Genomic DNA, 11,746 nt, shown 5'->3' with positions numbered 1-11,746 from the left:
CACCCTCCGCGCCAGACGGTGTCAGCCCTCTCCCCCTTCGGACGGGCTCTTCGCGGGACGGTGCGCATCCTCTCGCACCTCGTGCGACTCCGCTTCCGGACCGGACACGGACGGGACGACCGCCTCCGGCTGGACCTGCGCCTCGCGGACCGGCGCCTCGGGCTCGGTGATGCCCTCGGTCCGGGTGCTGGCCTCCAGCGCCTCGGCCAGGGAACCCGCCACGGGGACGGCCTCCGGGCTCGGCGCGGTGGCCTCGCTCACGTTGACCTCGGGCGCGGCCACCAGGTCCTGGTGCTTCGCGATGCCCGCCTCACCGTCGGGAGAGGGGGTGCCCTCCGCCTGGGGCTGGGGCGCGGCGATGCTCGCCTCACCCTCGGGAGCGGGAGCGCCCTCCGCCTGCGCCTGGGGCGCGCTCGCGGCCTCGCCCGTGGGAGCGGCGCCGCTCGCGGCCTCCGCCGGAGTGCCACCCGCCGGAGTGGCGCCAGCCTCGGCACCCCGGTTCCCACGACCCCGACGTCCACGACGGCGACGGCGGCGGCGCTTGCGGTCTCCCTGGCCGGGCTCGCCGTTCGCTTCGGCGCCCTCCGGACGGGCCCCCACGAAGGCGCTCGCGGCCTCCAGGTCGTCGTCATCACCCTCGTCGTCGTCCTCGCCCTCCTCGTCCTCGGAGCCCGTGTTCTGGGGCGCGGGCGCGGACACGGCGGGAGCGGCCTCGACCGCGACGTCGCCCTGGGCGCGAGCCTCACCGCCCTCGGAGGAGACCTCCACCTCGTCGGACGAAGGCGAAGCGGACGCGCGCTTCTCGCCACGCTCGCGGCGACGCTTCTCGCGCGGGCGCTCCGACGACGCGGCGACCTCGGGGGACTCGTCCTCGCGGGACTGCTTCTCGCGCTGACGCTCCTCGCGGCGCTTCTGGGCCTCCTCGGCGTCCAGCTTGGCGGCCTCGAAGAAGCGCTCGTCGATCTCGTACAGCTCCACCCGGGTGACGGTGACGGCCGTCTCGGCCTCCAGGAACTTCTCACCCAGCGCGTCGCCGCACCACAGCATCACCAGCGAGCCGCTGGCCTGCGCCTCGGTGCGCGCGTCGCCGCGCACGTCGCCCGCGCTCACCAGCAGGCCCACCTGCGCCGAGTAGTGGCTCAGGTCGCGCCGCAGCTCCTGCACGCACTTGCGGTCGATGCCGGGCGTGCCCTTGAGCATCCGCACCGCGTAGCGCAGCTCCACGCTGCCCTCGCGCTTGCGCGCGGTGAGCAGGGGGCCTTCCTTGGAGCGCTTGGCCACCTTCAGCTCGCGGAAGCCCAGCCCGTGCATCATCTTCACGACGGACTTCTCGAACGTGCCCACGTCCGCGTCGCCCAGGCGCTTGCGCAGCCCTCGCGCCACCGCGCGGCGCGCGTCCTTGAGCGACGTGCGCAGCGTGGTGAGCAGCGCCGCGTCCACCACCGGCTCGCCCGCGACCGCCGCGGCCGAGGAGCGCGCCAGCACCGGCCGGCCCGCCTCCAGCGGAATCCCCAGCGCCTGCGCGAACGCGGCCTGCAGCTCCAGCGACGGCGCCTCGCTCGGCGAGCCCGCGCGCTCCAGCGTCACCTCGCCGGAGTCCTTGTTGAACGCGTACTGCGGCCGGCGACCCGCGTCGATGCGACGCTGGTTGTCCTCCAGGAGCGCCGTGAGCACCGCCTCCACCGTGAGGTCCTCGGCGCACAGCTCCTTGCTCCGGGCGCGCTCGATGATGGCCTCCGTGCGCAGCCCACCGTCGGCGTCGCTGAGGATCTCGAACACCACCTCCGGCAGCGGCGGGAAGCGCTTGCGCTTTCCACCCCGCTCCTCGTCCTCGTCCCGGCGGCGCTTGCGCTCACTGCCCCGGCCCGCGGCTCGCACGTTGTCCGTGCGCGGCTCCGGATGGCGCTCCGCCGGCCTGAGCGGCGGCAGGTCCTCTTCCGGATTCGGCTCGATTACGCCTGTCTGCGCCAGCGCCTCCACGTCCTCGGGAATCGACCAATCCACCAGGGCGAAGGTGTCCTTCGCCGTCACAATCACCTTGCGATCCCTCGTGCGACGCGCCATGGCGGCCAGGCGCGAGAGCATCGTCACCTCGGGCGTCTTGCCGACGTGGGAGAGCAGGCTTTGTTGGATGGACTTCTCGGTGATTTCAAGGAAGTGGAGGGGACGTCCTTCGCTCTCCAGGATGCGGAGCGCGGCCTCGTAAAATGTCATCGAGTATTCCCCAAGAATTCCGAACGGTTACAAAAATGTAGGTCCGTATGGGCGGCGGATGCTAGCCATCGCTAAACTGGCTTGTCAACGAACGGAAGATGACCCGCATACGCATCGGACAGCGCTGGAAACGCGAACCCTCGGCCTCCCCGCTGGATTCCATCGCACTGGAACTGGACGGCGTGGACCTGCTGTCCGGAGCGGTGGAGGAGTCCTTAGCAGAAGTGGTGCCCGCTTTGGTGCGCGCAGTGGCCTCTCTTCGCACGGGGGGCCGGCCCATGGCCCAGGTCTCCCTGGCGGAGGCCCACCTGGAGCTGGTCCTGAGACGGGTGGGCGCCGAGGTGGAGCTGCTCGTGGTGAGCCTGGCCCGCCCCGCCCGGCTGATGCGGCCCCCCGTCAGGGTGGACGCCCAGGAGCTGACCGAGGCCGTGAAGGCCACCGGCGCGCGCTTCCTCGCGGACGTCACCCAGGTGGCCCCCAAGAGCGTCTCCGCCCCCCTCGCCCAGGCGCTGGCGGAGCCGCTCAAGCAGCTCGCGAGGCCTTCCCGTCCCCCGGATGAGGAGCCCGCCCGCCCCTCGGTGAAGCGCGTGGAGCCGCCCCAGACGCCCGGCTTCGGCTTCGAGCTCCGGGACGCCGGCGCCCGGGGGCATTGCTCCGGAGGCAAGCGGAGCCCGTCCGGGACGCTGGCCCCCCTGCTGGGCCCAGGCGAGGTGTGGCTCGCCCTGCCCGGCAAGCCGGAGGCGTGGAAGGTCCAGGCGCCGCCGTTCCTCACGGTGCTGGAGCTGTCGCGCCAGGCGGTGGAGCTGGCTCGGGCGGTGGAGCTCAAGGAGCCCCGGTTCCAGCTGGAGCCCGCGGGCACCCGCTCCCCGCTGCTGCTCGACCTGGAGGCCGGCAAGGCGCGGGTGGGCCGCGCGGGCGTGCCCTTCCCGCTCACCGGCATGCAGCTCGCGGCGAGCCTCTTCCACCTGGGCGAGGCGCTCGCGGCCACCTTCGCGGAGGAGGACCGGACGCAGGTGGGCAACCCCTACCTGGTGGAGCTGGCGGAGCGCTGCCGGGAGGGCCTCTCCCATCTGCGCGGCCCCGTGGAGCCCCCCGAGCAGTCCGGCGCGGCGCGGGAGAAGCGCACCCGGACGACGGAGAGCGCCTCCAAGCCGCTCAAGGTCCCCGGCCGGCTGCGACGGCTGCGCTTCGAGCGGCTGTGGGAGCAGCGCGGGCTCGAGGACGCGGAGGAGTCGCGGCTGCTGCTCGGACGTCACGGGCCGGTGTGCTGCTCGCCTCAAGCGGCGGTGGCCTTCTCGCGCAAGGACGGGTCTCGGCTGTGGCGCCGCGCCGCGGCGCTGGGCGTGGCGGCCTCGGCGGACGGCCACGCGGTGGCGGCGGACCTCTCCCGCGTGTACGGCTTCACGGGCCGGGGCGCGGGGGCGCGCTGGCTGCATGACCACGACGGCATCCCCCTGGGGCCGCTGCTCCTGCGCAAGGACGGGCTCTTGCTCACGCTGTCCGAGGACCGCACCGTGGTGGCCTTCGCGGAGGCCACCGGGCGCGAGGTGTGGCGGCTGGCCCCTCCGCGCACGCAGCGAAGCTGGCTGACGACGCAGGGCCACCGCGCCCTCGTCACCACGGACTCCGGCTATGTCTACGGGCTCGACCTGGAGGATGGACAGGTGCGCTACCGGATGCGCGCGCCCCTGCCCTTCCACGGCGCTCCGGTGCCGTGGGGTCGTCGGTTCCTCGCGCTGCTCGGTCGGGGTTCGCACTGGGCGCTGCTGCTCGCGGACGCGCACACGGGCGAGGCGGCGTGGACGCACGAGCCGGACCTCACCCACCCGTCGGCGCCGCTGCCGGTGGGCTCGCGCGTCTTCATCGCCGGGGAGCGCGAGCGCGAAGGCATGCTCTTGTGCCTGGACGCCAAGGGCCAGCGCGTGTGGGAGCGGCCGCTGAACCTGGGGCCGGGGCCGTACGCGCTCTCGCCCCTGCCTCGCGCCGTGGTGGTGACCAGCGCCTCGGGGGCCGCGGCGCGCGTGGCCTCGTCGGGCACCGTGGACTGGCGCGTGGGCGCCGCGGGGGAGCCGCTCATCGGCGCACTGCCGGCACGCACCGCGCGCGGGGTGACGCTGGTGCCGGGTGAGCGGGTGCGCGCGGTGGACCCTCGAGGAGGCCAGGTGCTGGCCGAGGTGCGCGCGGGGGCGGGGCTCGTCGCGCTCCAGGCCGACGTGCGCCTCAACCTCTACTTCCTGGACGACACCGGCGCGCTGTCCGCGTACCGGCTGGGCTCCCACTTCACCGTGGTGGAGTGAGGGCGAACACCCGCTTCGCCCTCCCCCACCCGACACACCGCTAGTTCGCGGCGGCCTTCTTCGCCGGGTCGATCTCCTCCTCGGGACGCTCCTCCTGCGTGGCGCCCTCCCACGTCTCACCCGCGCCCAGCTTCCACTCCGAGGGCACGTCCAGCTTCCACACGTACGTGGCCGTGGCGTCCCCGCCCGAGGGCGAGCGCGACGAGACGGTGATGGTCATGTCCAGCTTCGCCACCTCGTTGGGCATCAGGTCCAGGTCGTAGTGGCCCAGCACCAGCTGCGGCGGGAACTCCGCGATGAAGCGCTCCGGGTGGTCGATCTTCATCGACGGATCCCCACCGCGCATCTCGCCCAGGAGCTTCCCCTTCGCGTCGGTGAGCTTCCACACCGTGTCGAACGTGGCGCTGGTCAGCATCTTGAGGACCTTGCCCTCGTCCTTGAGCTGCCGCTGCGCGCCCCACAGCGCGAGCTGCAGCCGGATCTGCGGCTTGCCCATCACCATGATGGTGTCCGAGGACACCACGTCCAGGCGCATGCCCTTGTCCGTCGCCGTCCACACCGGGCGGTAGCGACCCTCGCGCAGGCTGTCGAACACCTTGCGCGTGTAGTCGTAGAACGCCTTGCGGTCCCCGGCGCGCTCGTCCTTCTCCGCCCGCTTCTCCAGCTCCTGGAGATAGCCGTCGAAGTTCTTGTTCCCGTTGAACGCCTTCAGGTGGTCATCCACCTGCTCGAAGTACGTCTTGAAGAACGGCTTGAGCTCCTCGCGATAGGCGTTCTCGTCCGGATTGACCCGGAGCCAGGCCACGCGCTCCAGATAGTCCGCGCGGATGCGCTGGACGTCTGCCTCGCGCTGCGCCTCCTTGGTGCGGGCACTGGCGCTGCGGTAGCTCATGATGGCGCCCAGCAGCACACCAGCGACGAGGACAATGACTCCGAAATAGCGCTTCAAGCGGCAGTCTCCTGTGCGGTGGAGCAGGCAGTGATATGAAAATTCCCCAACGTGATCCAGGCCACCGGCACCCACCTGTTCACCTCCCTGCTCCCTCTGGAGGAAGGCGAGCTGCTGCGCAACCCCCAGGTGGCGTGGGAGGCGTACGGAGAACCGTGCGACGGCAAAGCGGTGGTGCTGCTGCACGACCTGTCGCATTCGCACCGGGCGGTGGGGCCGGCGGAGGACTCCGCGTATCAGCCGTCGGGTTGGGCGCGTGAGCTGGTGGGGCCGGGGCTGCCGTTGGACCCGGACATCATGCCGGTCATCGTCCCGGGGCTCTTGGGCAGTCCGTTCGGCAGCACCTCGAACGCGTCGATGGACCGGGAGACGGGCGAGCGACTGGGCCTGAGCCTGCCTCCCCTCACGGTGCTCGACATGGCGCGCGGGGTGTCCGCGCTGCTGCGAGCCCGGGGGCTGAACCACGTGCGCGCGCTGGTGGGCGTGGGCCTGGGCGCGCAGGTGGCGCTGCGGCTGGCGGCGCTGTTCCCGGAGCTGTCCGACTCGGTGGTGGCCATCGGCTCGGCGCGCGCGCTGCCGGAGGGCGTGCGCGAGAAGCTGGGCCTGGCGTGGCAGCTGTTGCGCGCGGACCCGGACTTCCGCGAGGGCCTCTATGAGCCGGACGCGCAGCCTCGCAAGACGATGCGGCGGCTGAGGCTGGACTTCCAGAAGCTGCTCTACGGCCGCGAGTACCTGTCGCAGCGCTTCGCCGACGCCGAGGCGGCGAGGCTCGCGCTGGACGCGGAGGCGGACGCCTTCTCCGAGTCGTTCGACGCTTCGTCATGGGCGACGCTGTGCTCGGCCTACTCGGGCTGTGACGTGGCGGACTGCTTCGCGCAGATCCGGGCGCGGGTGCTGCTGGTGGCGGGGAGCTCGGACGTGCTCGCGCCGGTGAACCGGGTGCGGGACACCTACCACCTGCTGTCCGCCGCGGGCGTGAGCGCCCGGCTGGTGGAGCTGCCCGGCCCGGGGGACCATGGCGCGCTCCTGACGGAGACCGAGCGCCTGCGCGCGCCACTCGGAGACTTCCTGCGGCGCGTGGGCTGAGGCGCTGGGGCTACTCGCGCGGCTGCGGAGCGGAGAGCTTCCCGCGCAGCGCGCCCACCAGCATGCTGATGGCGATCTCGTTGTTGCCGCCGTGCGGGATGATGATGTCCGCGAAGTGCTTGGACGGCTCGACGAAGCCCATGTGCATGGGGCGCACGTGGCGCAGGTACTGGCTGACGACGTGGTCGAAGTCGCGGCCGCGGTCCTTGATGTCGCGGGTGAGGCGACGAAGGATGCGCAGGTCATCATCCGCGTCAACGTAGATCTTCACGTCCATCAGCTCGCGCACTTCCTTCATGTGCAGGACGAGGATGCCCTCGATGAGGATGATGTCCCCCGGGTCCACGCCCATGGTGCGGGGCTGACGCGACGAGGTGACGAAGTCGTAGACGGGCTTCTGGATGGGCCGCCCGGCCTTCAACTCCCGGAGGTGGCTCACCAGCAACTCGGTGTCGAACGCGTCGGGATGGTCGAAGTTCACCTCCCGGCGGTCCGCGATGGGGAGGTCCTTCAGGTCCCGGTAGTACGAGTCCTGATCGATGAAGGCCACGCGGCAGTCGGCAAGCGCCTCACGAACCTTTCGGGCGACGGTGGTCTTGCCGGACGCGGTGCCACCCGCGATGCCGATAACGAGGGGTGACGACGTCATTGCGGCGCGACCTACCCTACCGGACGCACAGGCGCAAGGGTTCGGTCCAACCCGGAAGCATCCCCCAGGCGGATCATCCGGTGATTCAGCCCCTCCGCCAGCACCTCCGGGGGCACCGACTCCACCGGCACGGGCCTGGAGCCCAGCTCCCGGAGCAGCACGGCCAGCCCTCGTGACACGCCCGACACCTCGAATCCCGGGGCCTTGCGTCGCACGGCGAAGCTCCAGGGGGTCCCCCCCGGCCGCCGAGCCACCTGCGCCAGCGCCTCCAGCCCGGACAGCTCCAGCGCCCCACATGCCCACGCACGGGCGGTGAGGTGGCGCCGGACGGCGCGCGCGGCGAAGACGAGCTCGGACAGGTCCACGGGGAAGCTGCCGGGCCGGACGTCCTCCGCGAGCCCCACCTGGCCGGGGCCCGGAGCCGGGGCGGCCTTGAGGAAGGTGGTGGGCGCGAGCATCTCCAGGCTCAGCGCGGCGGAGGCGCCCTCGTCGGGCTGCTCCCGGAGCCGACGCATCGCCCAGGCGGAGAAGACCTGCGGCAGCGAGCGCCCTCCCCCGCCGAAGAGGTTGCGGTACTCGCGCGAGCGGGTGAAGTCGAGCAGCGCCTCGCGCGTGCCGGCCAGGAGCAGGCGCGTCAGCGGCCAGTCCTTGTCCAGCGCCTCGGCGACCACCGCGAGGCGGAAGTCCTGGTCGGCGGCGGTGCCCTCCGGGTCCTCGCTCGCGTCCGGGGCCGACACACCGTGGCCCGCGTCGAACAGCTCCCACGGCCGGCTGTCGCCCGAGAGCACCGGAGGCGCGCTCACATCCGGCGCGCGAAGGGTCAACGGCTCGCGAGGGCCCTGGGGGATGAGCGTGCGCAGCCGCCGAAGGGACAGCCGGGCCACCTCCGGGGGATGGCCGTCGCCCTCGAAGGTGACGGCGCGCAGGGACGGACAACGCGGTAGCAAGGACTCCAACAGCTTGAACAGCTCCTCGCGCACCGGCTGCGTGTGGTCGTCGACGTAGAACCGACGCGAGCCCCGGCGCGTCACCACACCGCCCGCGAGGTGGATCTCCACGACCTGCTCCAGCGGGAAGCCGTCCAGGCCCGCCTCGAGCGGCAGCCCGGCGGAGAGCTGGTGGCTGAACAGGTGGCCCAGGTCCAGGAGCAGCGGCAGCCCCGTGCGCTGGTGCAGCTTCGCGAGGAAGTCGAGCGCGTGCAGCTCGCCTCGGCGCGCCAGCACCGCGGGGTTCTCCAGCACGAGCGGCATGGAGAGGTGTGACTGGACATGGAGCGCGTGCGCGGCGCAGTCCGCGAGCCCGGCCTCGTTGAACGGGGGCGTGATGTAGAGGTAGCCGGGGAACGGCTGGCCCTGCACGTGCCACCACCCCACGTCATTGCCCACCCACGGGCTGCCCACGGCGCGCGCGTGCGCGTCCAGGGCCTTCAGCGTGGCGGCGGGCTCCAGCTCCGGCCCCCACAGGTTGAGGTGCACGGGGTGGAAGAGCACGGGCACGTCGGCGCGGCGGCGCCACATCTCCGGAAACAGCGAGGCCTGGGCACGCGCCTCCTCCAGGTCCAACGGAGCGCTGTACTCGACGAAGTCGAAGAGCCCCGGCGACGCGTCCAACAGCCGGTACGGCTGCGGGACATCCGCGGTGCTCAGGTTGCTGCTCAGCCCCAGACCCCGCCAGGGCAACGTCCATGCGTCCGAAACGGCCTGCGTCATGCGGCGCAACCTAGTCCACCGCTCGCGTCTGTTGTGCTCGGAGTTGCGGGCGACCGGGCGAGCCCGCGTGAGGCCCGCACACCCTCCGTGGGCATTTGAAAAACAACATCGAGCGGCCCCTCGGTGATTCATCGTGATGACAACCCAGCGCCGGGTTCACAGACATCGAACATGGCCCGTGTCGACGAATCAGACAGCCTTGAAGTCAACCTGCCCTCCATTCTCGAGCGCATCCATCCGGAGCGAGCGTTGCACGGAGACGAAGCGCGTCCCCGCTTCGACGAGTCCGCGCAAGACGTACTCCACGCCAGGAAGGCCAGCGCGGACTCGCCCTTCGCGGACCAGGGTCCGCCTGCGAGGCACCGCGGAGGGAGCGCCGTCAAAGGAAGACCTGGCCTGGAGGGTGAGCGTCCATGACGAGGACGGCCTCGTCCGGGAGGTCCTCCAACGCGCGCGAGCAGGCGCCAACCAGGGCCGGAGCACCAAGTCCTCGGAGGTCTCCGGCTGCACGCATCCGCTGTGACAGCAGACGATGAACAAACAGGGCCTGAGAGGCACAGCGGGCTACCCCACGTTCGCCGTGGCGGTGCTCGGCGAACTCAGCACGGGGGAGTTCGGGGACTGGCGGCAGGACTACCTGGCCACCCTCATCTATGGCTTCTACGTCGAATACACCGTGGACATGTCGGGCGGCGAGCACCACAGCAGGCCTCCGACCACAGGCATGCCATCTGGCGCTGTGAGCAACACGCCAGGAAGGTCCTCCGCGAGGAGGCTGGCGAATACTTCGACCGAACTACACGGCGGACCTGAGCTGGGGATGGATGACACCAGCGCGAGGCCTCGGGTGAATCCGCGGAACCTTTTCCACGGACCGCTGTCGGAGCACTGGCGAATCCAGGAACAGGGAGGCAGTGAATGAGGCGGAACCTCAAGGCCGTCACGGGTGTCGTGTGTGCGCTCGCGTTGAGCGGAGTGGTGTTCTCGTGCCGGTCATCGGACGTGGACACGAAGAACCTGGCCCCTCGTGACGCGCACGCGGGACAGATGGCCTCCAAGTCCCCCCCTTCCCAGGCAGACACGGCCCTGGCGCCAGCCGCCGGGACCACGAGCCCTGATGCCCCCTCCCCCGTCGCCGCTCTCGAAAAACCTGCCCCCGCACCGAGCGCGGCGCCCCCGCCCTCCGGGAACTCCGCGCGCCTGCGCTCCGCGATGGGCAACATGTTCGGAGCGGCCGGCGCGGCCCATGGCCAGGGCGGACTGGGGGTCAAGGGCAGCGGCTCCGGTGGCGGTGGCGTCGCGATACTGGGTGGCAAGAGCAGCGGCATCACGGGTATCGGCACCATGGGTCGCGGCAGCGGACGCCTCGCGGGCTCGTCCCGAGGTCCTGCTGCCGACGCCACTTCCAGCCAGGAGGGCTACCGCGACCACGGCGTGAATCCCTTCGTCTCCACGGAGAAGGACCGCCTCTCCACGTTCGCGGCGGATGTCGACACGGCCTCGTACACGCTGGCACGGCGCAAGCTCAAGGAAGGCACCCTGCCGCCGCGTGAAGCCGTGCGCGTGGAGGAGATGCTCAACTACTTCCGCTACACGTACCCCGCGCCCGCACCGGACGAGGGCCCCTTCGCCGTGCACCTCGACGCCGCGCCCTCCCCCTTCACGCCCGGACGACACCTGCTGCGCGTCGGCGTGCAGGGCAAGCGTCTGAGCGTCTCCGAGCGCAAGCCCGCCCACCTCACCTTCCTCGTGGACATCTCCGGGTCGATGCAGTCGCCGGACCGCCTGCCGCTCGCGAAACGCGCCCTGCGGATGCTCGTGGACCAGCTCCGCGACGGCGACACCGTGGCGCTCGTCACCTACGCGAGCGCGGTGCGCCGCGTCCTGCCGCCCACGGGCATGGAGCACAAGGCCCGGATCCACGCCGCCATCGAGGACCTGACCGCGGGCGGGAGCACCGCGATGGGCTCCGGCATCCAGCTGGCCTACCAGGAGGCGATGAAGACAATGGATGGCGAGTCGGTGTCGCGCGTCGTCATCCTGTCCGACGGCGACGCCAACGTGGGGAGCACCTCCCACGAGGAGATCCTGAAGACCATCCGAGGCCACGTGAAGGAAGGCATCACCGTCACCACGGTGGGCTTCGGGATGGGCAACTACCAGGACACGATGATGGAGCAGCTCGCGGACCAGGGGAACGGAAACCACCACTACGTGGACTCGCTGATGGCCGCGCGGCGCATCTTCGTGGAGCAGCTCGGAGGCACGCTGGAGGTCATCGCGAAGGACGTGAAGCTCCAGGTGGAGTTCGACCCCAAGCAGGTGTCCCGCTATCGCCTCGTCGGCTACGAGAACCGCGACATCGCGGACGAGGACTTCCGCGATGACCGCGTGGACGCGGGAGAGCTGGGCTCGGGCCACTCCGTCACCGCGCTGTACGAGCTGGAGCTCATGCCCGGCGCGGGCGAGGGTCTGGCCACGGTGCGCGTGCGCGCCAAGCGCCCTCGTGGAGAGAGTGCCTCCGAGCGCGCCTTCCCCTTCCCCGCCAGCGCGCTCTCCCCCTCGTTCAAGCAGGCCCCTTCGGACCTGCGCTTCGCGACCGCGGTGATGGGCGCGGCGGAGCTGTTGCGACGCAGCCCCCACGCGGAGAAATGGAGCCTGGACCAGGTGCGGGAGATCGCGCGCTCCGCGACGCCCTCGGGCAACGAGGAGCGTGAGGAGTTCCTCGCGCTGCTGGGCGAGGCGCATCACCTGCTGCGCGACGTGGCCACGCGTTGAGTCAGGAACAGAGGGCACCGGGGGCACCGCGCCTCCAGACGGAGCACCTGGGGTACAATCGATC

General features: G+C 71.4%; 8 protein-coding genes. 4 read left to right on the top strand and 4 right to left on the bottom strand.

All coding sequences use genetic code 11. The annotated features are described in order from the left end of the window. Positions 1-21: 21 nt before the first annotated feature. Complete coding sequence (locus tag K8625_RS27810) at positions 22-2,214, bottom strand: HTH domain-containing protein (protein ID WP_223784398.1); 2,193 nt, start codon at positions 2,212-2,214, stop codon at positions 22-24. 98 nt (positions 2,215-2,312) lie between these two features. Here K8625_RS27810 and K8625_RS27805 point away from each other — a divergent pair, with 98 nt between their 5' ends. Continuing rightward, positions 2,313-4,511 carry a PQQ-binding-like beta-propeller repeat protein gene (locus K8625_RS27805; RefSeq protein WP_223784397.1) on the top strand — a complete coding sequence of 733 codons (2,199 nt, stop codon included), beginning with the start codon at positions 2,313-2,315 and terminating at the stop codon, positions 4,509-4,511. Positions 4,512-4,551: 40 nt separating this feature from the next. Here the strand turns inward: K8625_RS27805 and K8625_RS27800 are convergent, their stop codons facing one another. Then, positions 4,552-5,460 carry a hypothetical protein gene (locus tag K8625_RS27800; protein WP_223784396.1) on the bottom strand — a complete coding sequence of 303 codons (909 nt, stop codon included), beginning with the start codon at positions 5,458-5,460 and terminating at the stop codon, positions 4,552-4,554. A 51-nt stretch (positions 5,461-5,511) separates the two neighbouring features. On the opposite strand from K8625_RS27800, the gene K8625_RS27795 reads away from it, so the two are divergent. Continuing rightward, on the top strand, positions 5,512-6,546 hold the full coding sequence (locus K8625_RS27795; RefSeq protein WP_223784395.1) for an alpha/beta fold hydrolase: 1,035 nt from the start codon (positions 5,512-5,514) through the stop codon (positions 6,544-6,546). 10 nt (positions 6,547-6,556) lie between these two features. On the opposite strand, the gene udk is transcribed toward K8625_RS27795, so the two are convergent. Together udk and K8625_RS27785 are read right to left on the bottom strand one after the other, a co-directional pair. Further along, positions 6,557-7,195, bottom strand: coding sequence for a uridine kinase (udk, locus tag K8625_RS27790; RefSeq protein WP_074956956.1), 639 nt, complete (start codon positions 7,193-7,195; stop codon positions 6,557-6,559). A gap of 11 nt (positions 7,196-7,206) precedes the next feature. Beyond that, positions 7,207-8,904, bottom strand: a complete 1,698-nt coding sequence (locus tag K8625_RS27785) for a DUF692 family multinuclear iron-containing protein (RefSeq protein ID WP_223784394.1) — start codon at positions 8,902-8,904, stop codon at positions 7,207-7,209. 532 nt (positions 8,905-9,436) lie between these two features. Between K8625_RS27785 and K8625_RS27780 the strand changes: the two genes are divergently transcribed. Further along, positions 9,437-9,826 carry a hypothetical protein gene (locus K8625_RS27780; RefSeq protein ID WP_223784393.1) on the top strand — a complete coding sequence of 130 codons (390 nt, stop codon included), beginning with the start codon at positions 9,437-9,439 and terminating at the stop codon, positions 9,824-9,826. Between the two features lie 299 nt (positions 9,827-10,125). Further along, on the top strand, positions 10,126-11,682 hold the full coding sequence (locus tag K8625_RS27775) for a VWA domain-containing protein (protein ID WP_223784392.1): 1,557 nt from the start codon (positions 10,126-10,128) through the stop codon (positions 11,680-11,682). The last annotated feature ends 64 nt before the right edge of the window (positions 11,683-11,746 follow it).

The organism is Myxococcus sp. AS-1-15 (assembly GCF_020037055.1).
Classification (GTDB): domain Bacteria; phylum Myxococcota; class Myxococcia; order Myxococcales; family Myxococcaceae; genus Myxococcus; species Myxococcus fulvus.
Note: the sequence above shows the minus strand (reverse complement) of the source record. Positions and strands in the feature narration are given on the sequence as shown.